Source organism: Streptomyces sp. NPDC088261 (assembly GCF_044740805.1).
In the GTDB taxonomy this organism is placed as follows: Bacteria; Actinomycetota; Actinomycetes; order Streptomycetales; family Streptomycetaceae; genus Streptomyces.
Map to the genome: position 1 here is coordinate 58,007 of NZ_JBIURL010000006.1, position 26,513 is coordinate 84,519.

Below are 26,513 nucleotides of genomic sequence, written 5' to 3' on the forward strand. Positions count from 1 at the left end.
GGCGTTCGTGCGTGGCGGGGCGTCAGGCGTTTTTGCCTTGTAGGGCGTCGCGTTTGCGCCAGGCCACGATGGTTGCTGCTACGCCCGTCAGGACGATGAAGCCCATCGCCACCAGGAACATCGGTGACGTGGGGGAGGAGGCGCGGCTGCCTGCTACCACGTACGCCGCCGTGTTCGGGATCGAGCCGATGCCCGTCGCCAGCAGGAACGGGAGCCACCCCATGCGGGAGATCGCGGCGCAGTAGTTCGCCGCCGCGAACGGGACGCCCGGGAAGAGTCGTACCGCCAGCATCGACCGGAAGCCGTGCCGGCTCAACTGGCCGTCCGCCGCCTCCATCCACCGCCCCCGCAGCAGCGGCCGCAGCGCGTCCTGGCCGAGAAAACGGCCGAGACCGAACGCCAGTCCCGCGCCCAGCACCGTCCCCGCGAGCGCCGCGGGCAACCCGAGCGCCGTACCGAACAGGGCCCCCGCCGCGAGATTCAGCAGCGGGCGGGGGACGAACGCCACCGCGCACACGCCGTACGCCAGCGCGAACAGCACCACGGCCGCGCTCCCGGTGAGCCGGGTGGGCCAGCCCTCCGACAGGAGTCTCTGGGGTTCGTACACCAGCACAAGCGACCCGGCGGCACCCAGCACCGCCACAAGGAGAGCGAACCGCGACCAGGGCGAGCGCAACGCCCTGGAGCAGCGGACAGCGATGCCCGGCGCGGGCCGGGTGGCGGTGTCGAGCATCCGGGGAGACTAGCCGACGAACGTGTGTGATCGCCGCACCGGGGACGGGCGGCGGGTGTGATGTGAGCAGTCAGACGCGCTCGTTGCCGCTGCCGGGGGTCTTGCCCAAGCGCAGAACCGGGCGTCCCGCTCGCGCGGAAAACCATTCGACGTGACGGTCGTCGTGGACGACCATCGAGACATGTGCCGGTACGCCTTCCTCGCAGCGCCGTCCGCAGTCGCGGACGCGCCGAAGGCTGCCGCGTTCCTCGCGGCTGACGCGGCGGCAGCCGCTGTCGCCGCCGCGGCGCCCGTCGACGGCGCCCGAAGCTGACCCTTCCCGGATCGTCCGGCGGACCCCGCAGGGGGAGGGTCGGCGAGTCCAGGGGGTCCCTCTCACGCTTCGAGTTCCTTGAAGGGACCGGACCATCATGTCCAAGACGGCATACGTACGCACCAAGCCGCATCTGAACATCGGCACCATGGGCCACGTCGACCACGGCAAGACCACTCTCACCGCCGCCATCACCAAAGTCCTCAGCGAGCGCGGGACCGGCGGCGGCAGCGGCACCACCTACGTACCGTTCGACCGGATCGACCGGGCGCCGGAGGAGGCGGCCCGGGGGATCACCATCAACATCGCGCACGTCGAGTACGAGACCGACACCCGCCACTACGCGCACGTGGACATGCCGGGCCACGCGGACTACATCAAGAACATGGTCACCGGCGCCGCGCAGCTCGACGGGGCGATCCTTGTCGTCTCCGCGCTCGACGGGATCATGCCGCAGACCGCCGAGCACGTCCTGCTCGCCCGCCAGGTCGGCGTCGATCACATCGTCGTCGCCCTCAACAAGGCCGACGCGGGCGACGACGAGCTGACGGACCTGGTCGAGCTGGAGGTGCGCGAACTGCTCACCTCGCACGGGTACGGCGGCGACACGACCCCCGTCGTCCGGGTGTCCGGGCTGCGGGCGCTGGAGGGAGACCCCCGCTGGACCGGGTCGATCGAGGCGCTGCTCGACGCGGTCGACACGTATGTGCCGATTCCGGTGAGGTACACGGACGCGCCGTTCCTGCTCCCGGTGGAGAACGTCCTCACCATCACCGGGCGCGGCACGGTCGTGACCGGGGCGATCGAGCGCGGCACCGTGCGCGTGGGCGACAAGGTGGAGGTCCTGGGCGCCGACCTGGGGCCGCAGGCCAGCACCGTCACCGGTCTGGAGACCTTCGGCAAGCCGATGGAGTCCGCCGAGGCCGGGGACAACGTCGCGCTGCTCCTGCGCGGGATGCCACGTGACGCGATCCGCCGCGGGCACGTGGTGGCGGCGCCGGACACGGTGGCGCCTAGCCGGCGCTTCACCGCGCGGGTGTACGTGCTCTCCGGGCGGGAGGGCGGCCGTACGACTCCGGTGTCCACGGGGTACCGGCCGCAGTTCTACCTCCGTACGGCCGACGTCGTCGGCGACGTGGACCTGGGCGAGGTCGGCGTCGCGCGTCCCGGCGACACGGTCACCATGACCGTGGAGCTGGGCCGTGACCTCCCGCTGGAGCCGGGGCTCGGCTTCGCGATCCGGGAGGGCGGCCGGACGGTCGGGGCGGGGACGGTGACGTCGCTGCTGTAGGCGTGGCGCGGGGGCGCGTTTTCGCTGGTGGAGGCGGTGGGCCCGGCTTCTGTGGGGGTGTGGGGGCCGGGCTCGGCGGTCGGCGGGGGGACGGGGCCGGTGTGCGGCGGGGGGAGGGGAGCGGTGTACGGCGGGCGGACGTGACTGGTGTACGACGGATACCGGTCCGCCGTCCGTCGGGGGACGGTTTGTGTGTTCGTGCGCGACACTTCCTTCTGGGCCCGGTGGTGGGTCCGGTGCGGGAGAGGCGGCAAACATGACGCGTACGGCCCTGGTCCTCGGCGGCGGTGGCGTCACCGGCGTCGCCTGGACGATCGGTGTCCTGCACGGTCTCCGCGTCGCCGGGACGGACCTGACCACGGCCGATGTGATCATCGGCACGTCGGCGGGCTCGGTGGTCGGCGCGCAGCTTGCCTCCGGGACGCATGACCTGGAGGCGCTGTACGAGCGGCAGCTGGCCCCGCCCGGGGACGAGCGGCCGGCGCGGCTGGGGGCGGCGGTGCTGTTCCGGTACGCGCGCGCGATGCTCGTCTCCCGTACCCCGGAGGCGTACGGGCAGCGGATCGGCCGGTACGCGCTGGCCGCCGCGACGGAGCCCGAGGCGGAGCGCCGGGCCGTGATCGCCTCGCGGATCCTGGTCGACGCGTGGCCGGAGCGGGCGTTCGCCGTCACCGCGGTGGACGCGCTGACCGGGGAGCTCCGGGTGTTCGACCGGGAGAGCGGGGTGCCGGTGGTGGACGCGGTGGCCGCGAGTTGCGCGGTGCCGGGGGTGTGGCCGCCGGTGACCATCGAAGGGCGGAAGTGGATCGACGGCGGGATGCACTCGCCCGCCAACGCGCAGCTCGCCGCCGGGTACGACCGGGTGGTCGTGATCGCGCCGGTGGGGTCCGGGAGCGGGGTGGTCGCGGGGCCGCGCAGCCAGGCGGAGGCGCTGGTGGCGGGGGGTGCGCGGGTGGAGGTGATGGTGCCGGGGGCGGCGGCGAAGAGGGCGATTGGGCGTAACGTGCTGGATCCTGGGCGGCGGGGGGTGGCTGCGCGGGCGGGGTTGGCGCAGGGGGTGGGGGTGGCGGGGGTGGTGTCGGCGGTGTGGGATGCGGGGCGGGCGCGGTGAGCCGGGCGTTCGGCTGGACGTGTTGTCCTCAATCGCCGGACGGGCTGGACGTGTCCTCAGGCGCCGGACGGGCTGGGTTTGGCTGGGCGGGGTGGGGTGGCTCGGGTCGGGGGTGGGTGTCCTCAAACGCCGGACGGGCTTGAAGGGTGTCCTCAAGCGCCGGACGGGCTGGTTGTGGCTGGGGTGGGTGGGTTTGCGCGGGTGTGGTGGGGGTGTCCTCAGGTGCCGGACGGGCTTGAAGGGTGTCCTCAGGCGTCGGACGGGCTGAAGCGTTTCCTCAAGTGCCGGACCGGCTGGATTTGGTTGGGCGGGTGGGGGGATGTGGGTCGGGTGGGGTGGGGTGTGGGGGCGCGCACAATAGGGGGGTGAGTGAGTCGATTCCCGTTGTGCGGGTTGTGGATCATGGGACTGCCAAGTTGATGCCCGACGTCGACCGGGCGCGGGGCTGGTTGTTGACCGTTGACGGGGCGCCGCAGTCGTACGTCGATCTTGACGAGCCCACCCACCTGGAGTTCGAGTACACGCGCCGCCTCGCCCACGTGGTCGACTGCGTCGCGCCCCGCGGGGAGCCGCTCGCCGTGGTGCATCTCGGTGGGGGTGGGCTCACGCTGCCCCGCTACGTGGCCGTCACCCGGCCGCACTCGCCCCAGCACGTCGTGGAGGCCGACGCCGGTCTGCTGGCGCTGGTGGCCGAGCAACTGCCGATACCGGCCGGCGTGGGCATCTCCGTGCACCACGCGGACGCCCGCCGCTGGCTCGGGCAGGCGGAGGACCGCTCCGCCGACATGATCGTCGCCGACGTCTTCGGCGGCTCGCGGATCCCCGCGCACCTCACCTCCGTCGAGTACGCCCGCGAGGCCGAACGGGTCCTCCGTACCGACGGGATCTACATCGCCAATCTCGCCGACGGCGTGCCCTTCGACTTCCTCCGCTCCCAACTGGCCACCTTCGCGCAGGTCTTCGAGGAACTGGCGCTGATCGCGGAGCCCGGCGTCCTGCGCGGGCGCCGGTTCGGCAATGCCGTGCTCGCCGCCTCGCACTCCGCCATCGATACGGCCGCGCTCGCCCGGCGCACCGCCTCCGACGCCTTTCCCGCCCGCGTCGAACACGGATCGTCTCTGGTGAAATTCATCGGGGACGCCACGGCGGTACGGGACGCCGGCGCCGTTCCCTCACCCCGTCCGCCCGACGGTGCCTTCAGCATCGGCTGAGGGGGATGGGGTGGGTGTGGGGGGAGCCGGGAGGATGGGGGATTCTGTGACCTTTGTCGTACGGCGGCTCAGGCGGCGTACGTCCGGGACCGTCAGCACCGCCGCCGTCAGCAGGACCACCAGCGCCGAGCAGCCCCACAGCGCCGCGTCCCGGCCGAACGCCTCCTCCGCCGGGCCCGTGAGTGCCGTGGCCACCGGCACCATGCCGATCGAGCCCAGCCAGTCGTAGGCGGCGACCCGGGAGAGCTTGTCCTCCGGGATCTCCTGGTGCAGTGCCGTCATCCACGAGACGCCGAACACCTCGATGGACGCGCCCGTCAGGAACAGCACCGCCGCCAGGGGCAGGACCGGCAGCGGCACCGCCAGCGCCGCCGGCGGGAGGGCCAGCGGGAAGACGCAGAGCGTGCCCGCCAGCAGCAGCCGCCGGGGGCGCCAGCGCATCATCACCAGCGCGCCGGCGACCGTGCCCGCGCCGAAGGCGGCGAGCGCCAGGCCCCAGGGACCCGCGCCGCCCAACTCCTCCTCGGCGACCAGCGGTCCGTACACCGCCTCGGCCGCCACCACCACCGCGTTGACCACCGCGAACTGCACGACGATCGACCAGAGCCAGGACCGTCCGGTGAACTCCCGCCAGCCTTCCCGCAGATCGGAGATCATGCCGCCGCCCGGCTTCCGTACCGGGATGTGGCTGACGTCGAGGAAGGCCCGGAGACAGGCGGCCACCAGGAACGCGGCCGCGTCCACCGCCAGGACCCAGCCGGGGCCGAACACCGCGATCAGCGCACCGCCCAGGGCCGCGCCGCCGATCCCGGCGCCGTGCATGGCCATCCGGTAGAGGGCGAAGGCGCGGCCGGCCTGTTCGCCGCTGACGCTGGACAGCAGCATGCCCTCGGACGCCGGGGAGAAGAAGGCGTGACCGGTCCCGCCGAGGGCGGACAGGAGCATCATCTGCCACAGGTGCGGTTCGCCCACGAGCACCAGGAGGGCGAAGGTGCCCTGGGACACGCAGTTGAGGGCGTTGGCGGCGACCATCACCCGGTGCCGCGGCAACCGGTCGGCCAGGGCGCCGCCCACGAGCAGGAACAGCACGAGCGGTACGGTGCGCGCCGCAGCCACGAGCCCGACGTCCCCGCCGTCGCCCCCCATCTGGAGCACCGCGAACGCCGAGGCGATCAGGGCCCCTTGACTGCCCAGGTTGGTGACGATCGCGGCGGCCGTCAGCAGGGTGTAGTTGCGGCCGGCCCAGTCGGGGCGACGCGAGGGGCGGGTTCGGCGGCCCGGGGCGCCTGCGGATGCACTCACCCCAGGACTATCCCCGCGCGCGGCCTCTGTGCCAACCGACTATCCGGCCGCCCCGCGATCCCCGTGTCCCGCGCACCTGCGCTCCCGCCGTCCGGTCAGGAGGCGCCCGCCAGCCGTACCGTGCCCATGATCTTCTTCAGCGTCGCGTCCGGCACCTCGTCCTTCACTCCCTTGGCCGCGAACGCCACCCATGTCGCGTACTCACCCTGGGCGTTGACGAACGAGAAGGCGATCGCCTTGCCGTCGGTCTCGCACTTGGCCTTCTTGGTGACGCCGGTGGTGGTCGAGATCGAGTAACTGCCTTCCAGCCCGGACGTGGTGGTGAACGGCGCGCCCTTGCTGGTCTTCAGGATCGTCTTGAGCTTCGCCTCCGGCTCCTTCTGGGCGTAGGCGGCCCAGACCAGGTTGCTCGCCTGGATCTCCGCGGACGACGGGGTGTCCTTCGCGCCCCTGGCGCCCTTCGTTCCCGTCCCGACCAGGCTGCTGTCCTCGGTCTCGCCGTCGCGGTCGGAGTCCTGCGAGCACCACTTGGACTGGTAGAAGGCGGGGGCGGAGAAGGAGAAGATGGGCGAGCCGTCCCCCTTCTTCTCGTCCTCGAAGTACGTGGCGACGCCGGGCTTCTCCACCTCCCAGTCCGCCGGAACGTCGAACTGGGTGCCGTACTTGGGGTTGCTGACGACCTTCCAGCCCGCGATCTGCGGCTTGGCCGCGGCGGCACCGTCGCGGGGATTGGGCGCGGGGCCGGACGTGCTCGGCTTCGCGGACACCGAGGACTTCTGGTCGTCGGCCTTGGGGTCCTTGGCCTTGTCGTCGTTGCCGCCGAGCACGAGGAATCCGGTGACGCCCGCCGCCACGACCACGGCGAGGGCCGCGACGATCGCGACCACCGTCGTCTTCTTCCCGCCGTCCGACGGACCCGGGCCGCCCGGTCCCGGCGCCCCCGGCACCCCGTACTGCGGCACGGTCGGCTGCTGGTACGGGTTCGGCGCGACCGGCCGGCCGGGCTGTTGCGGGTGGGCCGGCTGCTGCGGATACCCCGGCTGCTGGGGCTGCCCGGGCGGGGGCGGATAGCCGGGCTGCTGCTGATAGCCCGGCTGTTGCTGGTAACCGGGCTGCTGATACGGATTCGGCTGCGCGTATCCCGGTTGCTGGTACCCCGGCTGCTGGTACGGATTGGGATTCTGGTCCTGCGGGTTCTGCTCGCCCCCGGGCGGCTGCTGTCCTGGCCACATGGCGAGTAACGATAGAGGGGCCGTACCCCGGCTGCCACGGCTGCCCCGTCAGGGTATGGCCAAGGCGTACTACTCATGAGTAACATATGGTCGTATGAGCGCTGATCAGATGTCCGTCGGTGAACAGCTCACCGCCACCGTGCCCATGGCCAGGACCCTGGAGCTGGAGTTCGCCGAGACGACTCCCGAGCGGGCCGTGGTCCGGCTGCCCGACCGTCCCGAGTACCACAACCACCTCGGCGGCCCGCACGCCGGAGCGATGTTCACGCTGGCCGAGTCCGCCAGCGGCGCGATCGTGATCGCCGCGTTCGGCGACCAGCTCCACCGTGCCGTACCGCTCGCCGTCAACGCGGCGATCAGCTACCGGAAGCTCGCCATGGGGGTCGTCACGGCGACCGCGTCGCTCGGCCGTCCGGTGGCGGACGTCGTCGCGCAGCTGGACGCGGGGGAGCGCCCCGAGTTTCCCGTCACCGTCGACGTCACGCGCGCGGACGGCGCGGTGACCGCCGAGATGACCGTCGTCTGGACGCTGCGTCCGAACGCCTGACTGTCCCCGGTCACCAGGTAGGCTTCCCGCCGTACAGCCACAGCAGGTTTACGGGTACGGGTATACGGGAGGAACCGGCGTTGCACGTCCAGGAGTGGCTCGAGACCGTGCCCGCGGTCAGCATCTATCTCCTGGTGGGGCTGGTGATCGGGCTGGAAAGCCTCGGCATCCCGCTGCCCGGTGAGATCGTCCTTGTCAGTGCGGCGCTGCTGGCGTCCCAGCACGGTGACATCGACCCGTACATCCTCGGGGCGTGCGCCTCGGCCGGCGCGATCATCGGGGACTCGATCGGTTACGCCATCGGGCGGCGGGGCGGCAGGCCGCTGCTCGCGTGGCTGGGGGGCAAGTTCCCCAAGCACTTCGGCGAGGCCCAGATCGCGATGGCGGAGCGGTCCTTCGAGAAGTGGGGCATGTGGGCGGTCTTCTTCGGCCGTTTTGTGGCGCTGCTGCGGATCTTCGCGGGGCCGCTGGCGGGGGTGCTGCACATGCCGTACTGGAAGTTCCTGATCGCGAACGTGTTCGGCGGGATTGTGTGGGCCGGGGGGACGACGGCGGTCATCTACACGGTGGGTGTGGTGGCGGAGCCGTGGTTGAAGCGGTTCTCGTGGGTGGGGTTGGCTTTGGCGGTGTTGATCGGGGTGGGGTCGATGCTGGTGTTGCGGAGCCGGGCGAAGTCGGCGGGTGCCGGGGCGGGTGCGGGTGCGGGTGAGGTGGAGTCGGGGGCGCCGGAGTCGGTACGGGCCGGGGAGTAGGCGGGGCGGTCCGCCTGGACCGGGGTGTCCTCAATCGCCGGACGGGCTGGATGTGGCCGGTGGGTCTGCGCGGGGCGTGAGCCGTGCGGTCACTGTTGTCCTCAATCGCCGGACGGGCTTGAGGTGCCGGGGTGGATGTGGGCGGTGGGTGTGCGCGGGTCGTGACCTGTGCGGTCACTGTTGTCCTCAAGCGCCGGGCGGGCTTGAGGTGCCGGACGGGCTTGCGGTGCCGGGCGGGCTTGCGGTGTCGGGACGGCTTGGGTGGGACTCTCGGTGGAGTTTGGACAGGTCCGTGTAGACCGCCGCGTTCAGTTTGATGCCCTCCTTTTCCTCCTCCGTCAGCCGGCGGCGCACCTTTGCCGGGACGCCGGCCACCAGGGAGCCCGGTGGTACGCGCATCCCCTGCGGGACGAGTGCCTGCGCCGCGATCAGGGAGCCCGTGCCGATGTGCGCGCCGTTCAGGACCGTCGCGCCCATGCCGATCAGGACGTCGTCCTCGACGACACACCCGTGCAGCACCGCGTTGTGGCCCACCGACACCCGCGCGCCGACGGACAGCGGGGAGCCCGGGTCCGAGTGGAGCGTGCAGTTGTCCTGGATGTTGCAGTCCGGGCCGAGCAGGATCGGGCCGCAGTCGGCCCGCAGCACCGTGTGGTACCAGACGCTCGCGCCCGCCGCCACGGTCACCTCGCCCACCACCACACAGGTCGGCGCGAGGAAGGCGCCCGGATCGATCCGGGGGTCCTTGCCCGCCAGCCCCGCGATCAGTGCCTCGTGCGTCATGCGCCTCTCCCCGCCTCTTCTCCGGTATCCGTACGAACCGTAGGCGACTCCCGCCGGCCTTCCGGCACCAGGTCGGGCCGCCCTCGGGGTGTCTCTTCTGATGGATCATCAATAAACTGTGCGGGCAGGGATGTTCCGATCGTGTGGGTCGATCCGAGGGAGCTCCATGGCCACCGCACAGCAGATCCCCGACATTCTCTCCGCCGAGTTCGCCGCGGATCCCTATCCGGCCTACCGCGCCATGCGCGAGCACGCGCCCCTCATCTGGCACGAGGCCACCCGCAGTTGGATCATCTCGCGGTACGACGATGTGGAACGGGCCTTCAAGGACCGCGAGTCGGTGTTCACCACCGACAACTACGACTGGCAGCTCGCGCCCGTGCACGGGAAGACGATCCTCCAGCTCAGCGGGCGGGAGCACGCCGTACGCCGGGCGCTCGTCGCCCCCGCCTTCCGCGGCGACGACCTCCAGCGGAAGTTCTTACCGGTCATCGACCGCAACGCCCGCGAGCTGATCGACACCTTCCGGCACACCGGTACGGTCGACCTGGTCGACGCCTTCGCCACCCGCTTCCCCATCAACGTCATCGTGGACATGCTGGGCCTGGACAAGTCCGACCACGGCCGCTTCCACACCTGGTACACCGCCGTCATCGCCTTCCTCGGCAACCTCTCCGGCGACCCCCAGGTCACGGCGGACGGGGAGCGGACCCGGGTCGAGTTCGCCGAGTACATGATCCCGATCATCCGGGCCCGGCGGGAGAACCTGGGCGACGACCTCCTCTCCACCCTCTGCGCCGCCGAGGTCGACGGCGTACGGATGAACGACGAGGACATCAAGTCCTTCTGTAGTCTCCTGCTCACCGCCGGCGGGGAGACCACCGACAAGGCGATCGCCTCGCTCTTCGCGAACCTGCTGCTCCACCCCGAACAGCTCGCGGCCGTACGGGAGGACAGGAGCCTGATCCCCCGGGCCTTCGCGGAGACGCTCCGGTTCACCCCGCCGGTCCACATGATCATGCGGCAGACCGCCGTGGACGTCGAGGTGAGCGGCGGCACGATACCGTCCGGTGCGACGGTCACCTGTCTGATCGGGGCGGCCAACCGGGACGGCTCCCGCTACGCCGAGCCCGACACCTTCGACATCTTCCGGGACGACCTGACCACCACCACCGCGTTCTCCGCCGCCGCCGATCACCTCGCGTTCGCGCTCGGCCGGCACTTCTGCGTCGGCGCCCTGCTGGCCAAGGCGGAGATCGAGTCCGGCGTCGGCCAACTGCTGGACGCCATGCCGGACGTGCGTCTCGCCGACGGCTTCGACCCGGTGGAGCAGGGCGTGTTCACCCGGGGCCCCCGGTCCCTGCCGCTGGTGTTCACCCCCGCCGCTCCCGCCTGACCCCGGGCCGTCCCGGGCCGGGTGTACGGGGGCTGAGGTCGGCCTCCTCCCCACGCGGCCCGGCGGCCGGCCTCAGCGTGCCGCGGGGGTGAACCGTACCGGCAGCGCCATCAGACCGCGCATCCAGATCGAGGGCCGCCAGCGCAGCTCGTGCGGCTCCACCGCCAGCACCACGTCGGGCAGCCGCTCCAGCAGCGTCTCGATCGCCGTCCTGGCGATGACGTCGGCCAGCAGCGGCGCCGGATAGGGGCAGCGGTGCTCGCCGTTGCTGAACGACAGGTGCGCGGAGTTCTCCGCGCCGACCGCGCCGCCCGGCCAGATCAGCGGATCCGTGTTGGCCGCCGCCAGTCCCAGGACCAGGCAGTCGCCCGCCCTGATCTGCCGGCCGCCCAACTGGGTGTCCCGCACGGCCCATCGGCCGATGAAATTCTGCGTCGGGGTGTCCAGCCAGAGCACCTCGTTCAGCGCCTGCCCCACCCCGATCCGGCCGCCCGACACGTTCAGCGCGAACCGGTCGTCGGTCAGCAGCAGACGCAGGGTGTTGCAGATCCAGTTGGCCGTCGGCTGCTGGGCGGCGGCGATGACCGTGATGAGGTCCTGGACGATCTCGGCGTCGGTGAGGCCCGCCGGATGGGTCAGCATCCGGGACGTGATGTCCGAACCGGGGCTGGTCCGCTTGTCCTTGACCAGCTGCTCGATCCGCGCCTGCACCCGCAGGTACGCGGCCACCGGGTCGTCGTCCTCCGCCGCGTCCAGGGAGACCCGCAGGTCCCGTACGAGATCGTCGGTGTCGCCGCTGCCGCCGCCCGGCATTCCGCACAGCCGCACCACGGCACGCATCGGCAGCGCGTGCGCGTACGCTGTCATCAGCTCGGCCCGGCCGCCGCCCGCGAACCCGTCGATGAGCGCCTCGGCGATCTCCCGGCACAGATGGGCGAGTTCGAACTGGTCGACCGCCTCCAGCGCCTCCGTGATCACACCGGCCCTGCGCTGGTGCTCCGTACCCTCCGTGAAGAGCACTGACGGCTGGTGGCCGACGTACGGCATCAGCGGCCAGTCGGCCGGGATGGCGGCCCACTGGTTCCAGCGGCGCGAGTCGCGGGCGAACAGCTCGTCGTGACCGGTGACGTACGAGACCTCGGAGTAACCGAGCACCAGCCAGGCGGGGATGTCACCGTCGAGGAGGACGGGCGCGACGGTGCCGTGCCGGCGGCGCAGGGCGCGGTACAGCTCGGACGGGGTCTGCTGGAACTCCAGACCGCTCAACGACACCGCGCCCGGGTGCGCGGGACAGCCCGGCGGAGGCGCCCCGCCGGGGTCGCCCGGGCCGGCGGGATCGGCGGGATCGGCGAGACCAGGGAGGTCGGTGAGGTCGGTGGAATCAGTGGGCTCGACGGGCTCGGCGGGGCCCGCCGGTCCGGGCAGGTGGTCCGCCGGGTGGCCGGCCGGGGGATCCGTCGTGGGTTCGGTCATGGGGTCAGCTCCCGGGCCATGGCCAGTTCGTAGAGGTGGTCCACGAGGGTGATCAGGACGTTCTTGCCGGAGGAGCGCACCCGCGCGTCGCAGTCGATCAGCGGCACGTGGTCCGCCAGCGACAGCGCCTGCCGGATCTCGTCCAGGGAGAACGCGGAGACGTCGTCGTCGAACCGGTTGACCGCGACCACGAACGGGGTCTTGTGGTGTTCGAGCCGGTCGATGGCGTACCACGACTCGCTCATGCGCCGGGTGTCGACCAGGACCACCGCGCCGAGGGTGCCGGAGAACAGCCGGTCCCACAGGAACCAGAACCGCTCCTGGCCCGGCGCCCCGAACAGGTAGAGCACCATGCGGTCGTTGAGACTGATCCGGCCGAAGTCGAAGGCCACCGTGGTGGTCGTCTTGGTGGTCAGCCCGGCCGGGTCGTCCACACCGGCGCCCGCCTGGGTCATGACCTCCTCGGTGTTGAGCGGCCGGATCTCGCTGACCGACCGTACGAGCGTGGTCTTGCCGACCCCGAACCCGCCCACCACCACGATCTTGAGACCGGTCTCCGCCCCGTCGGCCAGGGGCGTGCGGCCCGGCAGTTCAGAGAGCATGGAGTCCATGGAGCACCTCCTTGAGAAAGGCGGAGTCGGCCGGTGAGGCGACCGTCCGCCCGGCGCGGGGACGGCGGGCGGTGATGCGGCCGGTCGCGAGGAGATCGCCGAGCAGGATCCGTACCACCGTCACGGGCAGTCCCACCTCGGCGGAGATCTCCACGACCGCGGTGGGATGACGGCACAGGTTCAGGATCCTGGCGTGCTCCGACTGCATGCCCGGGGTCGGTTCGCACTCGGCGACGATCAGGGTGACCAGGTCGAACGTGTCGTCGTCGACCCGGCTGCGGCCACCGGTGACCGTGTACAGCCGGTGGGGGTCCCCGGTGTCGACGGGCTTGCGGATCATGACGGGGAACTCTCCCGCTCGGGAGTGCGCGGCTCGGCCCGCAGGTGCTCACCGATCTGCTCGACCAGCTCGGTCATCCGGTGGCCCACCACACCCGGGTCCGCGCCGTCCTCGGCGACGACCGCCAGGTGGGCCCCCTCACCGGCCTCCACGACGAACAGCAGGCCGCCGTGGAACTCGGTCATCGAGTGCCGTACGCCTCCGCTGCCGTTGCCGAACTCCACCGAGGCGCCCTGGGCGAGCGCCTGGATGCCGGAGCAGATCGCGGCGAGCTGGTCGGCCTGGTCGACCGTGAGGAAGCGGCTCCAGCAGAGCTTGAGTCCGTCGCGGGAGAGGACCAGGGCGTGGCGGGTGCCGGGGGTGCGTTCCAGCAGGCTCTCCAGGAGCCAGGTCAGACTGTTGTCAGTGGTCTGCATGTTCCTGATCTCGCGTTCCGGGTGGGGGACTTGGGGGGCTGGTGCGTGGGGTGGCCGCTACGGGGTGTCGTCCGGTGGGCGGTGGCCCTGACGGGCGCGGTGGAACGCGCCGAACTGCGAGCCCGCGTCGCGGCCCGTGCGGGGCGCGCCGGTTTCCGGTTCCGGCTCCGGGCGGCCCCGGTCGGCGGCGGCCATCGTGCGGCCCGGCGGCCGTACCGGCAGCCCGTTGGGCGTGGCCACGCGGGGGCCGTCGCCCGGGGCGGGGGCGGCCGCCGCGGCCGACCCGGGCGACGGTGTGTCGGCGCGTTCGGGCCGTACGGTCTGCTCCGGGAACGGCGCCCGCTCCGGTCGTACGGTCTGCTCCGGGAACGCCGTCCGCTCCGGCCGTGCGTCCTGCTCGGTCCGTACGGCCTGCTCCGGGAGCGCGTCCTGCTCCGTCCGTACGGCCTGCTCCGGGAGCACCGACCGCTGCTGGGCGAGCAGTTGGGGCGGGAAGAGGACGACCACGCCCGTACCGCCGCGCGAGGAGGGCCGGTAGTTGACGCTCAGGTGGTACTTGGCGGCCAGCCGCCCCACGACCGCGAGCCCGAGCCGGGTCCCCTGGAGCACCGCCAGGTCGTTCATCCGGCCCGACACGGACTCCTCGGCCCGGCGCATCGCCGCGTCCGCCATCTTGAGGCCGCTGTCCTCGATGGTCACCACGATCCCCGCCGTGCGCTCCTCGACGTAGACGTGCACTTCGTCGATGGGCGGCGAGAAGTTCGCCGCGTTGTCCATCAGTTCGGCCAGGAGGTGCATCACGCCCTCGGCGGCGAACCCGGCGATCGCGGCGGTGCTGGAGCAGTGGAGCCGTACCCGCTGATAGGCGGCGATACGGCCCACCGCGCCGCGCAGGATGGACTCCATCGGGATCGGCTTGTTCCACGCGCGGCTGGCGCGGCCGCCCATCAGCAGGGCCAGCCGGTCGGTGAGCAATCCGAGCTGGGAGGTGTTGTGGTCGAGCCTCAACAGGTCGCCGAACACCTCTTCGCCGTACTTGTCCTGCATCTCGCGCAGATCGGCCAGCATGCTCACGGCCTTGGCCTGCACCCGGCTCAGCGCCTTGGCGCTGGCCGCCTGCGCGGCCGCGCCCCGCCGCTCACTGACGGCGAACTCGCGGACGATCGAGTCCACCAGGATCCGCAGCCGCGGATCCGCGGGCGGTTCGAGACTGCCGAGCACCGTGTCCGCCGAGCCGCCGGAGCGCAGCCCGCCGAGCGCGCCGGGGATCGTCCTCGTCATCAGGAGGTCGAGATCGTCGGCGGCCCGGGCGAGTTGTTCGACGGCCTTCGCGCACTCCGCGCGCGCGTCGGCCGCGCGCTGTTCCGACGCGGCGACCTCGGCGGCTAACACCTCCAGCAGGCGGCGCAGTTGGGGGTCCGACGGCGCGGTGACGGCGGCGGTCGCGGTCTCGGCGCTCGCGCCGTCCCGCAGGCGCTTGACCACCGAGGGCAGCGAGACGTTGAGCAGGTGCGCCGATTCCCCGACGAGCTGGGCCAGTTGGGTCTGCGCGGTCCTGACCTCGCCGTCCGCCGTGACCGCACCGCGGCGGCCCTGGCGTACCAGCACGACGGCGACGGCGACGGTGACCGCCACACAGGCCCAGGCCCCGGCGGCGGTGGCCGTCACCCAGGCGCGGGCCGGGCCGGGAGCCGCCGCGACCACGGCGGCAGCGGCCGCGCCCGCGACGATCAGCACGGCCAGCGGGGCGGTCAGCGACAGCGATCGTGCGGGGCGTATGCGGTGCGGGCTGGGGGTGACAGGCACTGACATTCCGCGGTCCCTCGGTACTTGGAGTGTGTGGGGGGAGACAGAGAGTGGCGTTCATGCTAGCCACGGCGCCGCGTCCCGAGGCCCGCGAAAGGCCGGTGCCAGCCCTACGGGGGAGTTCGCGCGGAAGTGCCCCTGTGGGGAGGGGTGCCGTGGTACGGGAGAGGGTGCCGTGACAGGGGAGGGGACGCCGGGGCAGCGGAAGGGGCGCTTCCGCGGGGGCCTGGGGGGAAGATCACAGGTCCGCGCCCGGCCCGTCCTGTCCGCGCCCCACTACGGTGAGTGCGTGCCGAAGAACGGAACCGTCCTCTCCTCGCTGGCCGCGTGGCGCCGCGCTCTCGCGTCGCGCGCCGTCCAGCGCGGCTGGCGCTGGATCCAGGACACCGGCGCCGTCACCGCCGAGCATCCTGGGCGGCTGCGCTTCGCCAGGATCGGCGCCGGCACCCGGCTGGCGTTCCCGCAGGGCACGGTGTTCGGCGAGGCGTGGATCGAGCTGGGCGACCACTGCGTCATAGGCGAGCAGGTCACGCTGACCGCCGGGATGATGCCCGGTCTGGACCTCGGACCCGCGACGGTTCTGACGCTGGGCGACGGGGTGGTCCTCGGGCGGGGCAGTCACGTCATCGCCGACACCACGGTGACCATCGGCTCCGACACGTACTGCGGCCCGTACGTCTACATCACGTCGACCAACCACAGCTACGACGATCCGGGGACACCCGTCGGCAAGCAGTGGCCCCGCGTCGAGCCCGTCGAGATCGGGTCCGGCTGCTGGCTCGGCACGGGCGCGGTCGTCCTGCCGGGCGCGCGGCTCGGCAGGAACGTGGTCGTGGCGGCGGGCGCGGTGGTACGGGGCGAGGTGCCGGACCACGCGGTGGTGGCGGGGGCCCCGGCGCGGATCGTACGGAGCTGGGACCCGGAGCGGGGCTGGCAGCCGCCGCTGCGCACCCCGGCGCCGGTGCCGATCCCGGAGGGGGTCACGCCGGAACAGCTGCTGGCGCTGGCGGAGTTGGACCCGGACGGCTGACGGCCACCGGCTGACGGCTGACGAACAACGGCTGACGGCCGAGGGGCGACGGCTCACGCGCGCGCCGGTCGTGCGCCTGCCGTGCGTTAGCGTGACGTCCATGCGCGCACCCATCGGAAACTTCACCGACGCCCGACCCGCCCCGGACTGCCTCGACCTGCTCACCGAACCGGTCGCCCGGGCCGTACGCGCCTGGCAGGGCGCCGTCCCCGCCGACCAGTTGGTGTTCGTGGACACCGACCCGGCGATCGCCGACACGGCCGCCTTCGTCGAACACCACGGCGCCGAGCTGCTGGACCAGTCGGCCAACTGCGTCGTGGTGGCGGGCAAGCGCGCGGGCGGGTCGACCCTCGCCGCGTGCGTCGTCCTGTCCCGTACCCGGGTGGACGTCAACGGGGTGGTACGCAAACAACTCGGCGCGCGCAAGGCGTCGTTCGCCCCCATGGACACCGCCGTCGGCGAGACGGGCATGGAGTACGGCGGCATCACGCCGATCGGGCTCCCCGCCGACTGGCCGCTCTTCGTGGACTCCGCCGTGCTCGACACGGAGTGGGTCCTCATCGGCAGCGGCCGCCGCCGGGGCAAGCTCATCGTGCCCGGCAAGGCCTTCGCGGACCTGCCGGGCGCGGTGGTGCTGGAGGCTCTGGGTATCTGAGGGGCGTCCGAGGCCGAGGAGGAGGCCTGGACGGTACGAGCCGGCCGCCCGACCTCCGTACCCCCGCCCTCGCCCCAGGGGCAGCCGAGTCCCCGGTTCAGCCCAGCCGCGGGATCTCGATGGCCGGGCAGCGGTCCATCACCATCGCCAGACCGGCGTCGCGCGTCCGCTCGTACGCCTGCTCGTCGATCACCCCGAGCTGGAACCAGACGGCCTTCGCGCCGATCGCCACGGCGTCGTCCGCGACCGCCCCGGCCTGCTCGCTGTTCACGAAGACGTCCACGACGTCGACGGGGAAGGGGATGTCGGCCAGCGAGGCGTACCCCTGCTCGCCGTGGACCGTCTCGGCCTTGGGATGCACCGGCACCACCCGCTTCCCGAAGCGCTGGAGCACGGCCGCGACGCCGTAGGCCGCCCGCGAGGTGTTGCTGGACAGGCCCACGACCGCCCAGGTGTCACCGGTCGAGGTGAGGATCCGGCGGATGGTCTTCTCGTCTGCGTACATGTCCGGGACAACGGGCGGCCCGGCCCGGTCATTCCCGCGTATTCCCGCGGGTCCGCGGGCCGGCGGCCCCGCATAGGGTGGGGTGATGCAGGAGCAGTACCGGACCGTCGCCCGCGCGGGCGTGCACGAGACCGAGGTCAACCGGTCACGTTTTCTCTGCGCCCTCGCGCCGGTCGCCGACGAGCGCGAGGCGCAGGACTTCGTCGCGGGGATCCGCAAGGAGCACCCGGCGGCCAGTCACCGCTGCTTCGCGTACGTGATCGGCGCCGACGCCTCCGTACAGAAGGCGAGCGACGACGGGGAGCCCGGCGGGACGGCCGGGGTGCCGATGCTCGACATGCTGCTGCGCCGCGAGATGCGGTACGTCGTCGCGGTCGTCACCCGCTACTACGGCGGGGTCAAGCTGGGCGCGGGCGGGCTGATCAGGGCGTACGGCGGGGCGGTCGGCGAGGCGCTGGACGTGGTCGGCGTCCGGACCCGGCGGCGCTTCCGGCTCGCCACCGTCACCGTGGACCACCAGCGCGCGGGCAAGCTGGAGAACGATCTGCGGGCCACCGGGCGCGCGGTCCGCGAGGTGCGGTACGCGGAGGCGGTGACCATCGGGGTCGGGCTGCCGGACGGAGAGGTCGACACGTTCCGGGCCTGGCTCGCCGACACCACGGCGGGGACGGCGGTACTGGAACTGGGCGCGGAGGCGTACGGGGACGGATGAGGGCGCCCGGGCGGCGCCCGCCCGCGTGCGCTCCGGCGCGCGCGGTGACTCAGAGGCTCCGGGCCGGCGCCGGGATCAGTGAGGTGTCGAACCCGCCGGTGATGATCTCCGCCGCGAAGTCCGCCAGCCGCAGCCGGTGGGAACGGGCGTAGGCGCGGAAGGCCTCGAACGACTCGTCCACGGACGCTCCCCAGCGTTCGGCGAGGATCCCCTTCACCTGCTCGATCAGCACCCTGCTGGTCAGCGCCGCCTGGAGCTGGCTCGTCTCCACGTGCGACTGCTCCAGCGTGCGCTGCTGGAGGATGGCGATCGTCGCGACGTCCGCCAGCGCCTGGGCGAGGGCCAGTTCCCCGTCCCCGAGCGGGTGCGGTTCGTTCTGGAAGAGGTTCAGCGCGCCGACCACGCGGTCCCGCAGCCGCAGCGGCAGCGCGTGGGTGGTCACGTACCCGGTCGCGCGCGCCTGCGCGGTGAAGCGCGGCCACTTCGCGGCGGCCGTGGCGTCCGTCAGGTCGATGTTGGGGCTCGCCAGACCCGTGGCGTAGCACTCCACGCACGGACCCTGGTCGTGCTGCACCGCGAGCAGTTCGAGCAGCCGGGCGTGCTCGTCCGACGCGGCCATGATCTGCAACTCGCCGTGCACGTCCGCCAGCATGATGCCCGCCGCGTCGACGGCGAGCAGTTCGATGCAGCGGGTGGACAGCCGCTGGAGCAGATCGATGACGTCGAAGTCGTCGATCAGGGAGTCGGCGACCTCGACGAAGATCTCCGCCAGTCGTTGTTCGCGGGCCATGCCGATCATCTCTTTCCACCGTCGGGCGAATCCGGCCCGTTCTTATGGTCCTCGAATCGAAGCTTTCTCGCTACCACGTCCGCCGCGACCTCGCTCAACGTCTGCTCACTGCCGTACGCGAAGGCGCGCAGCCGCACGAGCGCCTCCGCCAGCTCCACCCCGAGCTGCACACTGATCATGCCGGTCGCCTGGTGGACCACCGCGCGGTGCACTTCGGACGGCGGGGACACCGCCTTCCGGCCGCCCCTGACCCGTGTGCCCTGGTCGTCCAGGAAAACCGTGGTCAGCGCCGCCGTGAGCGCCAGCGCGTCCGCGATCTGCTGGCGCGACAACCCGCGGTTGTCATGGCGCACGACGGTCATGACACCCAAACGGATGGCGCCTATGCCGAGGGGGAAGCAGAAGACGCCCCGCACCGGGGTCGCCAGCGCGGCCGGCAGCAGTGCCGGCCACCGCTCCGGCCGTACGCGCGCCAGATCCGGCTCCAGGACGACCACGCCCGTACGGACCGCCTCGGGTCCCGGGCCCTCCCCGAAGGTGAACTGGAGCTCCTCGAAACGGGCGCTGCTCCCCGGAAAGCACCACAACGGCTCGACCAGCGGCCCGTCGTCCAGGAGGAGGGACACCGCGACCCCGTCCACCCCGAGTGCCTGCACGCAGACGGCCGCCAGGTCCCTGTCCCCGCCGAGGCCGAGGGTCCGCAGGACTTCGGCCATGCCGTCGCTGATCACGGTGTCCGTCCTGATCGCTGTGGCCGGTGTCCTGGGCGGCGCCCGCCGACTCCGGCCAAGGCTACGCGCTCCCGCCGGACGGCGCGTCCTGTCCCCGGGGCGGCGGGGCGTCCGCGACCTGGCCGTTCCGGGCGTCGAGGACGCTCAGGTACTGGGGGAACAGCTCCCCGAGCCGGGCCGCGCGGAACACGATGCCGACGCTGCGACGCGTGTAGACGACCCTGGCCCAGCCGCCTCGGTACCGGCAGTCGTCCCAGGCCGCGCAGAGCGGGTCGAGGGCGCTGCCGTCCATGAAGGAGACGGCGGTCAGGTCCACCACCAGGCGGGGCGGTCGCGGCAGGTCCCGTATGGTCCGCAGCTCGCGCGCGAAGCGGGGGACGGTCGTCAGGTCGAGTTCACCCGTCGCCCTGACCACCTGGCACGCGTCGGGGGGATCGGTGAGGGAACCCATCCGTGGCCAACTCCTCTGGGTCTGGTCGCCGGGGGCCGGGACACGGTTCGTCAGCGCGGCCAGCGTAGTGCGGCGTCCGCCGCCGGACCTCGTCACGGCGCCCATGCGCCACCGGCTGCCCGAACTTGGTGCTGATCCGATCGGAGATTCATGAGTGGTGATGGAATTTGTCGTAAGTGTCACCGATTGTGTCTGTTGTTTCGGGCGGGGTTCGCGCAGATGACCCCGGGATGACCGGCGATGACCCGCCCGGCGGGCCTCCGGTGCGAGACTGGGGCCGCTGGGAAACGCGTTGCGGGCGGCGCTAGCGTGGTCGCCGACGAGTGGCGTGACCGGCGAGGTGCGCGCGGGACCGGGCGCCCTGAGGGGTGGGGGAAAGGGAACTATGCACGCCGGAGCCGTCTCTTGAGGATTCTCCATACGTCGGACTGGCATCTGGGGCGGTCGTTCCACCGCGTGGGCCTGCTCGACGCGCAAGCCGCGTTCCTCGACCATCTCGTGACGACGGTACGGACCCACGCGGTCGACGCGGTGGTGGTCGCGGGCGACGTCTACGACCGCGCGGTACCGCCGCTGGGCGCCGTGGACCTCTTCGACCGGGCCCTGCACCGGCTGGCCGACGCGGACGTACCGACCGTGATGATCTCCGGGAACCACGACTCGGCCCGCCGGCTCGGCGTCGGCTCCGGTCTCCTCGGGCGCGCGGGGATCCACCTGCGGACCGACCCGGCCCACTGCGCCACCCCCGTCGTGCTCACCGACACCCACGGCGACGTCGCCTTCTACGGCCTGCCCTACCTCGAACCGGCGCTGGTACGGGACGAGTTCAAGGCCCCCAGGGCGGATCACGAGACCGTGCTCACCGCCGCCATGGAGCGGGTACGGGCCGACCTCGCCGCCCGCCCCGCCGGCACCCGCTCCGTGGTCCTCGCCCACGCCTTCGTCGCCGGGGGCGCGCCCAGCGAGAGCGAACGCGACATCACCGTCGGCGGGATCGCGGTCGTGCCCGCCGGGGTCTTCGACGGCGTCGACTACGTCGCCCTCGGCCACCTGCACGGCTCCCAGCGCCTGACCGAGCGCGTACGGTACGCGGGTTCGCCGCTCGCGTACTCCTTCTCGGAGGCCGCCCACCGCAAGACCATGTGGCTGGTGGACCTCGGCCCCGGCGGCGAGATCGAGGCGGAGCGGATCGACTGTCCCGTACCGCGCGCCCTGGCCAGGATCCGGGGCCGGCTGGACGACCTGCTGGCCGACGAGACCCTCACCCCCCACGAGGACGCCTGGGTCGAGGCGACCCTGACCGACACGGTCCGCCCCTCCGAACCCATGGCCCGGCTCACCGCCCGCTTCCCGCACACCCTCAGCCTGGTGTTCGACCCCGAGCGCACCGACGACGACCCGCTCGCCTCGTACGCGGCGCGCCTCGCGGGCCGTACCGACCAGCAGATCGCCGAGGACTTCGTGGCGCACGTGCGCGGCGGGTCCGGGGCCGACGCGCGGGAACGTACCGTGCTGCGTGACGCCTTCGAGGACGTACGGGTCGACGCGACGGTCCGCGAGGTGACCCCATGAGACTGCACCGCCTCACCCTCACCGCCTTCGGCCCCTTCGCCGGGACCCAGTCCGTCGACTTCGACGCGCTCTCCACCGCCGGCATCTTCCTGCTCCACGGACCCACCGGCGCGGGCAAGACGTCCGTGCTCGACGCGGTCTGCTACGCGCTGTACGGCGCCGTGCCGGGCGCCCGGCAGAGCCCGGGGGCGTCCCTGCGCAGCGACCACGCCGCCGCCGGGACGCCCACCGAGATCCTGCTCGAACTGACCGTGGGCGGACGGCGGTTGGAGATCACCCGGCAGCCCGCTCAGCTCCGCCCCAAGAAGCGGGGCGCCGGCTTCACCACCGAGAAGGCGCAGAGCCGGCTGCGCGAGTACGACCCCGGGAGCGGCGCGTGGCGCGCGCTGAGCCGCTCCCACCAGGAGATCGGCGACGAGATCGGCCAGCTGCTCGGCATGAGCCGCGAGCAGTTCTGCCAGGTCGTGCTCCTGCCCCAGGGGGACTTCGCGCGCTTCCTGCGGGCCGACGCGGAAGCGCGCGGCAAACTGCTCGGACGGCTCTTCGACACCCGGCGCTTCGCCGCCGTCGAGGAACGCCTCGCCGAGCTGCGCCGCGCCGCCGAGCAGCAGGTGCGCGCGGGGGACGAACGGCTGACCGGGATCGCGCAGCGCGTCGCCCAGGCGGCGGGCGGCGGGGTGCCACCGCTGCCGGGGCTCCAGCCGGGCGACCCCGAACTCGCCCCGGCCGTCCTGGAATGGGCGGCCGTCGCCCGCTCCCTCGCGTACGAGCGCGCCGACATCGCCGAGTCGGCCCTCGCGGCGGCGGAGAGCCGGCAGGCGGCGGCCCGGCGCGCCCTGGACGGTGAGCGTGAACTGGCCCGTCTCCAGGAGCGGTTCGCGTCGGCACGCCGGCGCGCCGAGGAGCTGGAGGCCCGCCGCCCCGAGCGGGACGAGGCCGGGACCCTGCTGGAGCGCGGCCTCAAGGCCGAACGGGTCGCGCCGGCCCTCGCCCTGCGGGAGGACGCCGACCGCGCGCACCGCGCCGCGTCCAGTGAGTACGACCGTACGCGCGAACGCCTCCCCGACGACCTCACCGAGGCGGGCGCCGAGCAACTGGCCGCCCTGGAACGGACCATGCGCCAGGAACTGGGCGCCCTGGACGCGGCCCGGCAGGCCGAGCGGCGCAGCGCGGAGATCACCGCCGAGCGGGCGGGACTGGAGCGGGAGGCGCGGACCGACGAGGAGATCCTCCGGGACGCGGAGAGCTGGCTGGCCGGCTGGGACACCACCCGCCGCACCCTCCAGGACCGTATCGAGGCCGCCCAGGAGGCGGCCACCCGCGCCGAACAACTCGCCGGACAGCTCGAACCGGCCCGGCGGCGGCTCACCGCGGCCCGGCGGCGCGACACCCTCGAAGAGTCCGCCGGCACGGCGGAACGGCGGCTCAACTCCGCCCGTGAGGAGGCCAACACGGCCCACGAGGCATGGCTGCGGATCCGCGAGCGCCGCCTGGAGGGCATCGCGGCGGAGCTGGCCGCGCGGCTGGTCGACGGGGAGCCGTGCGCCGTCTGCGGTTCCGTCGGGCACCCGGCCCCCGCGCGGGCCTCCGACGACCAGGTGAACCCGGCCGACGAGGACGCGCGCCGGGAGCTGTACGACCGCGCGGACGCCGAACGGGCCGTGGCCGAACGGCGATACGCGGAACTGCGGGAGGAACGCGCGGCGGCCCGCGAGGCGGCCGGCACCGCCACCGTCGCCGAACTGGCCGAGCTGGTACGGCGGTTGGACCACGAGCACACCGACGCCCACCGCGTCGCCGCGAGCACCCACGCGGCCCGCGAGGCGCTCGACCGGGCCGGGCACGAGTACGAACGCCGCCTCGCCGCCCGGCGCGAGGCCGAGCGCGGGGTCGCCGCGCGTACGTCGCGGCGCGAGGCCCTCGAACGTGAACAGCTGCTGCTGGAAGGCCAGTTGCGCCAGGCACGCGGGGACGCCGACAGCGTCGCCGACCGGGTCGCCCAACTGGAGAACCGGGCCCGCTGGCTCGCCGAGGCCGCCGACGCCGTCCGGGCGGTCGACACCACGGCGGCGCGGCTCAAGGAGGCCGACGACCGGCTGGCCGACGCGGCGTTCCGGGCCGGCTTCGACACCCCTCGCGCCGCCGCCGAGGCGCTCCTCTCCGAGACCGACCGGCGCGCGCTCCAGCGCCGTATCGACCTCTGGCAGGCCGAGGCGGCGGCGGTCGCCGACCGGCTCGGGGAATCGGACGCGCGGGCCGCCGCCGACCGGCCGCCCGCCGAGGCGGACGCCGCGCAGGCCGCGCACGACACGGCCGAGCGGGCCCTGCGCGGCGCGTCGTCCGTCCGTACCGCCGCCCGCGACCGCCGCTCGGAGCTGGGGCGGCTCTCCCGGCAGGCCGAGGCCGAGGTGCGGGGTCTTGGCCCGGTGCGCGAGGAGTACGGCCGGGTGGCCCGCCTCGCCGCGCTCACGGCGGGCACCTCGACCGACAACGAGCACCGGATGCGCCTGGAGTCGTACGTCCTGGCCGCCCGCCTCGAACAGGTCGCCGCCGCCGCGACCGTACGGCTCCGGCGCATGTCCGGCGGGCGCTACGCGCTGGTCCACACCGACGCCAGGGCCGGCGGGCAGCGGCGCTCAGGACTGGGCCTCCAGGTCGTGGACGCGTGGACCGGCAGCGCGCGGGACACGGCGACGCTGTCGGGCGGCGAGACGTTCTTCGCGTCGCTCGCGCTCGCGCTGGGCCTCGCCGACGTCGTGACGGACGAGGCCGGGGGCGTACGGCTGGACACGCTCTTCATCGACGAGGGCTTCGGCAGCCTGGACGACCAGACCCTGGACGAGGTCCTGGACGTGCTGGACTCGCTGCGCGAGCGGGACCGGAGCGTCGGGATCGTCAGCCATGTCGCGGACCTGCGGCGCCGCATTCCGACCCAGCTGGAGATCGTCAAGGAGCGGGACGGGTCGGCGGTCCGGCAGCGGGGCGTGGACGCGGCGGCGCTCAGCGACTGAGGGCGCGGCGGGGCAGCGGGGAGGAGTAGACCACGTTGGTCGTCACGGAGCCGAGGGTGCCGATCCGGCCGGTGATCTCTTCGAGGTGGGACATGGAGCGGGCGGCGACCTTGAGGACGAAGCAGTCGTCGCCCGTCACGTGGTGGGCCTCCAGGATCTCGGAGGTCCGCTCCAGCAGGTCGTGGAACGGCTTGTAGTTGCCGTTCGGGTAGCGCAGCCGTACGTAGGCGAGGATCGGCAGCCCGAGGCGCTCGCGGTCGACGACCGCGGTGTAGCCCGCGATCACACCGGCCTCTTCCAGCCGCCGCACGCGCTCGGTGACGGCGCTCGGGGACATCGAGACGGCGCGCGCCAGCTCGGCGAAGCTGGCCCTGCCGTCGCGTTGGAGGACGTCCAGAATGCGCCAGTCGGTGCCGTCCGGGGAATACGTGGTCATGGGGCAGGGATAGCAGAGGAAACCACGGCGATTCAAGCGGGGTGCCGGGGATCGCGCCTTCAAGCGCGGGTCGGACGACCGTAGATTTCTGTGCATGACCACGACACAGGCAGACCTTCCGACCGGCGGCGCACAGCCCCTTCCGTCTCTTCCCTCCGCCGTCAACGCGGTGCTGCGGGTGCCGCCCGCGTCCCCCGCCGAGGCCGCCGCGTACTTCGGCGCGAGCCTCGCCTTCCACGCCGACGTCTCGGACGTGGCGGCGGCGCTGGCGGCGGGCGGCGACCCCGGCTTCGTCCTGCTGGACTCCCGCTCCACGGCGTCCTGGGACCAGGGGCACGTTCCCGGCGCGCTCCACCTGCCGACCGCGCGCGTCGCCGAGGACGCGGAACGGCTCCTCGACAAGGCGGTCCCGGTGGTCACGTACTGCTGGGGCCCCGGCTGCAACGGCGGTACGCGCGCCGCGCTGGCCCTGGCCGGGCTGGGCTACCGGGTGAAGGAGATGCTCGGCGGGATCGAGTACTGGATCAGGGAGGGCTTCGAGGTCGAGACCTGGGAGGGCACCGAGCGGCGCGCCGCCGATTCTCTGACGGCGGTGGTGGGGGCGGAGGAGTGCGGCTGCTGAGATTTACGGGGTGTACGGGGAGGGCGCGGCGGCCTGTTGACGCGGGCGGGGTCGCGGTCGGCGGTCTCGGGAACGGGACGTTCTCGGGCTCGGCGAGCGCGCTTGGCGAGCGCGGGACGACGCGGCGGGCGCGGCGGGATCGGTGGGGGCGGGGGTGGTTCCGGCGATGGGCGCCCGGGGTGGCCGGGCCCGGGGCCCAACGCCCAGGAGCAGGCTCCCCACTCGCCGGACCGTGGGCCGCCTTACCAGCCGGACCGGTGGCGCTGGCTCACCCGCCGGGCGGCGAGGGGGCCGTCCCCCTGGCGGACCGGGCGCGAGCACGTCACTCGCCGGGCCGTGGCGCTGTCGCGTCATCTGCCGGGCCGGGCTTTGGCGCCTCACCCGCCGGGCCGGAGGCCGGCGTTCCACCCGCCAGGTCGTGGGGGCGCCGTCTCGCGTGTCCTTCGGGCGGCGGATACGGCGGCGGGTCGTGGCCTTCGGTGTGGACGTGTCCGGGGTGGTGCGCCGTGCCCGGTACGTCACCTGCGGGGCGCTGGGGCTGCGGCCTCATCCGCCGGGTCGGGCTGGGGCCCTAGGTTGCCGGACTCGGTCCCGTAACTTACCCGTCGGACCGGAGGTTGCCCGCCGTCAGCGGGTCCGCTGACCCTTTGGACCGGAGGTCGGCCGCCGTCAGCGGGTCCC

General features: G+C 72.9%; 26 protein-coding genes. 12 read left to right on the top strand and 14 right to left on the bottom strand.

What is annotated here, in order from left to right; genetic code table 11:
- Window positions 1–22: 22 nt before the first annotated feature.
- A complete protein-coding gene (locus ACIODU_RS14190) occupies window positions 23–733 on the bottom strand; it encodes a TVP38/TMEM64 family protein (protein WP_356431829.1) in 711 nt (236 codons plus the stop codon).
- Between the two features lie 410 nt (window positions 734–1,143).
- Here ACIODU_RS14190 and tuf point away from each other — a divergent pair, with 410 nt between their 5' ends.
- The 3 genes from tuf to ACIODU_RS14205 all read left to right on the top strand — a co-directional run bounded on the left by tuf (window position 1,144) and on the right by ACIODU_RS14205 (window position 4,659).
- Window positions 1,144–2,337 (top strand): elongation factor Tu, encoded by a 1,194-nt coding sequence (gene tuf, locus ACIODU_RS14195; RefSeq protein ID WP_401767440.1) that lies wholly within the window; start codon window positions 1,144–1,146, stop codon window positions 2,335–2,337.
- A 256-nt stretch (window positions 2,338–2,593) separates the two neighbouring features.
- Window positions 2,594–3,448, top strand: a complete 855-nt coding sequence (locus tag ACIODU_RS14200; RefSeq protein ID WP_401767442.1) for a patatin-like phospholipase family protein — start codon at window positions 2,594–2,596, stop codon at window positions 3,446–3,448.
- 365 nt (window positions 3,449–3,813) lie between these two features.
- Window positions 3,814–4,659, top strand: coding sequence for a spermidine synthase (locus ACIODU_RS14205; protein ID WP_401767444.1), 846 nt, complete (start codon window positions 3,814–3,816; stop codon window positions 4,657–4,659).
- On the opposite strand, the gene ACIODU_RS14210 is transcribed toward ACIODU_RS14205, so the two are convergent.
- Together ACIODU_RS14210 and ACIODU_RS14215 are read right to left on the bottom strand one after the other, a co-directional pair.
- Complete coding sequence (locus tag ACIODU_RS14210; RefSeq protein ID WP_401767445.1) at window positions 4,621–5,961, bottom strand: MFS transporter; 1,341 nt, start codon at window positions 5,959–5,961, stop codon at window positions 4,621–4,623. The two genes, ACIODU_RS14205 and ACIODU_RS14210, sit on opposite strands and share 39 nt — an antisense overlap.
- A gap of 95 nt (window positions 5,962–6,056) precedes the next feature.
- On the bottom strand, window positions 6,057–7,193 hold the full coding sequence (locus tag ACIODU_RS14215) for a hypothetical protein (protein WP_401767446.1): 1,137 nt from the start codon (window positions 7,191–7,193) through the stop codon (window positions 6,057–6,059).
- A gap of 109 nt (window positions 7,194–7,302) precedes the next feature.
- On the opposite strand from ACIODU_RS14215, the gene ACIODU_RS14220 reads away from it, so the two are divergent.
- Both ACIODU_RS14220 and ACIODU_RS14225 read left to right on the top strand, forming a co-directional pair.
- The gene (locus tag ACIODU_RS14220) at window positions 7,303–7,740 is read left to right on the top strand and encodes a DUF4442 domain-containing protein (RefSeq protein ID WP_401767870.1); all 438 of its coding nucleotides are present in this window, start codon (window positions 7,303–7,305) and stop codon (window positions 7,738–7,740) included.
- Window positions 7,741–7,820: 80 nt separating this feature from the next.
- The gene (locus ACIODU_RS14225; protein ID WP_401767448.1) at window positions 7,821–8,492 is read left to right on the top strand and encodes a DedA family protein; all 672 of its coding nucleotides are present in this window, start codon (window positions 7,821–7,823) and stop codon (window positions 8,490–8,492) included.
- Window positions 8,493–8,678: 186 nt separating this feature from the next.
- Here the strand turns inward: ACIODU_RS14225 and ACIODU_RS14230 are convergent, their stop codons facing one another.
- The gene (locus ACIODU_RS14230) at window positions 8,679–9,275 is read right to left on the bottom strand and encodes a gamma carbonic anhydrase family protein (protein WP_401767450.1); all 597 of its coding nucleotides are present in this window, start codon (window positions 9,273–9,275) and stop codon (window positions 8,679–8,681) included.
- 166 nt (window positions 9,276–9,441) lie between these two features.
- On the opposite strand from ACIODU_RS14230, the gene ACIODU_RS14235 reads away from it, so the two are divergent.
- Window positions 9,442–10,671, top strand: a complete 1,230-nt coding sequence (locus tag ACIODU_RS14235) for a cytochrome P450 (RefSeq protein WP_401767451.1) — start codon at window positions 9,442–9,444, stop codon at window positions 10,669–10,671.
- Between the two features lie 72 nt (window positions 10,672–10,743).
- On the opposite strand, the gene ACIODU_RS14240 is transcribed toward ACIODU_RS14235, so the two are convergent.
- The 5 genes from ACIODU_RS14240 to ACIODU_RS14260 are packed head-to-tail and all read right to left on the bottom strand — an operon-like array spanning window position 10,744 to window position 15,323.
- Entirely contained in the window at window positions 10,744–12,144 is a 1,401-nt protein-coding gene (locus tag ACIODU_RS14240) for a cytochrome P450 (protein ID WP_401767453.1), read from the bottom strand.
- Window positions 12,141–12,755, bottom strand: coding sequence for an ATP/GTP-binding protein (locus ACIODU_RS14245; protein WP_356430965.1), 615 nt, complete (start codon window positions 12,753–12,755; stop codon window positions 12,141–12,143). Before ACIODU_RS14245 ends, ACIODU_RS14240 begins: the two co-directional genes overlap by 4 nt.
- On the bottom strand, window positions 12,736–13,095 hold the full coding sequence (locus ACIODU_RS14250; protein WP_401767455.1) for a DUF742 domain-containing protein: 360 nt from the start codon (window positions 13,093–13,095) through the stop codon (window positions 12,736–12,738). Before ACIODU_RS14250 ends, ACIODU_RS14245 begins: the two co-directional genes overlap by 20 nt.
- On the bottom strand, window positions 13,092–13,511 hold the full coding sequence (locus tag ACIODU_RS14255) for a roadblock/LC7 domain-containing protein (RefSeq protein WP_356430968.1): 420 nt from the start codon (window positions 13,509–13,511) through the stop codon (window positions 13,092–13,094). Before ACIODU_RS14255 ends, ACIODU_RS14250 begins: the two co-directional genes overlap by 4 nt.
- A gap of 57 nt (window positions 13,512–13,568) precedes the next feature.
- The gene (locus tag ACIODU_RS14260; RefSeq protein WP_401767457.1) at window positions 13,569–15,323 is read right to left on the bottom strand and encodes a sensor histidine kinase; all 1,755 of its coding nucleotides are present in this window, start codon (window positions 15,321–15,323) and stop codon (window positions 13,569–13,571) included.
- Between the two features lie 283 nt (window positions 15,324–15,606).
- On the opposite strand from ACIODU_RS14260, the gene ACIODU_RS14265 reads away from it, so the two are divergent.
- Together ACIODU_RS14265 and ACIODU_RS14270 are read left to right on the top strand one after the other, a co-directional pair.
- The gene (locus tag ACIODU_RS14265) at window positions 15,607–16,347 is read left to right on the top strand and encodes an acyltransferase (protein ID WP_356430972.1); all 741 of its coding nucleotides are present in this window, start codon (window positions 15,607–15,609) and stop codon (window positions 16,345–16,347) included.
- A gap of 100 nt (window positions 16,348–16,447) precedes the next feature.
- The gene (locus ACIODU_RS14270; protein ID WP_356430974.1) at window positions 16,448–17,002 is read left to right on the top strand and encodes a YbaK/EbsC family protein; all 555 of its coding nucleotides are present in this window, start codon (window positions 16,448–16,450) and stop codon (window positions 17,000–17,002) included.
- A 97-nt stretch (window positions 17,003–17,099) separates the two neighbouring features.
- Here the strand turns inward: ACIODU_RS14270 and ACIODU_RS14275 are convergent, their stop codons facing one another.
- Complete coding sequence (locus ACIODU_RS14275; RefSeq protein WP_356430976.1) at window positions 17,100–17,507, bottom strand: CoA-binding protein; 408 nt, start codon at window positions 17,505–17,507, stop codon at window positions 17,100–17,102.
- Window positions 17,508–17,592: 85 nt separating this feature from the next.
- Between ACIODU_RS14275 and ACIODU_RS14280 the strand changes: the two genes are divergently transcribed.
- Complete coding sequence (locus tag ACIODU_RS14280) at window positions 17,593–18,219, top strand: YigZ family protein (protein WP_401767460.1); 627 nt, start codon at window positions 17,593–17,595, stop codon at window positions 18,217–18,219.
- Between the two features lie 49 nt (window positions 18,220–18,268).
- On the opposite strand, the gene ACIODU_RS14285 is transcribed toward ACIODU_RS14280, so the two are convergent.
- From ACIODU_RS14285 to ACIODU_RS14295, 3 genes are all read right to left on the bottom strand, one after another.
- Window positions 18,269–19,018, bottom strand: a complete 750-nt coding sequence (locus ACIODU_RS14285; RefSeq protein ID WP_401767462.1) for an ANTAR domain-containing protein — start codon at window positions 19,016–19,018, stop codon at window positions 18,269–18,271.
- Entirely contained in the window at window positions 19,015–19,740 is a 726-nt protein-coding gene (locus tag ACIODU_RS14290) for an ANTAR domain-containing protein (RefSeq protein ID WP_356430981.1), read from the bottom strand. The genes ACIODU_RS14285 and ACIODU_RS14290 overlap by 4 nt, the downstream gene beginning before the upstream one ends.
- Before the next feature lie 61 nt (window positions 19,741–19,801).
- Entirely contained in the window at window positions 19,802–20,191 is a 390-nt protein-coding gene (locus ACIODU_RS14295; RefSeq protein WP_356430983.1) for an STAS domain-containing protein, read from the bottom strand.
- Window positions 20,192–20,596: 405 nt separating this feature from the next.
- Here ACIODU_RS14295 and ACIODU_RS14300 point away from each other — a divergent pair, with 405 nt between their 5' ends.
- Together ACIODU_RS14300 and ACIODU_RS14305 are read left to right on the top strand one after the other, a co-directional pair.
- The gene (locus ACIODU_RS14300; protein ID WP_401767464.1) at window positions 20,597–21,763 is read left to right on the top strand and encodes an exonuclease SbcCD subunit D; all 1,167 of its coding nucleotides are present in this window, start codon (window positions 20,597–20,599) and stop codon (window positions 21,761–21,763) included.
- A complete protein-coding gene (locus ACIODU_RS14305) occupies window positions 21,760–24,774 on the top strand; it encodes an AAA family ATPase (protein WP_401767466.1) in 3,015 nt (1,004 codons plus the stop codon). Before ACIODU_RS14300 ends, ACIODU_RS14305 begins: the two co-directional genes overlap by 4 nt.
- On the opposite strand, the gene ACIODU_RS14310 is transcribed toward ACIODU_RS14305, so the two are convergent.
- A complete protein-coding gene (locus tag ACIODU_RS14310; protein WP_356430988.1) occupies window positions 24,764–25,210 on the bottom strand; it encodes an Lrp/AsnC family transcriptional regulator in 447 nt (148 codons plus the stop codon). The genes ACIODU_RS14305 and ACIODU_RS14310 overlap by 11 nt on opposite strands.
- A 94-nt stretch (window positions 25,211–25,304) precedes the next feature.
- On the opposite strand from ACIODU_RS14310, the gene ACIODU_RS14315 reads away from it, so the two are divergent.
- Window positions 25,305–25,832, top strand: coding sequence for a rhodanese-like domain-containing protein (locus tag ACIODU_RS14315; protein WP_401767468.1), 528 nt, complete (start codon window positions 25,305–25,307; stop codon window positions 25,830–25,832).
- The last annotated feature ends 681 nt before the right edge of the window (window positions 25,833–26,513 follow it).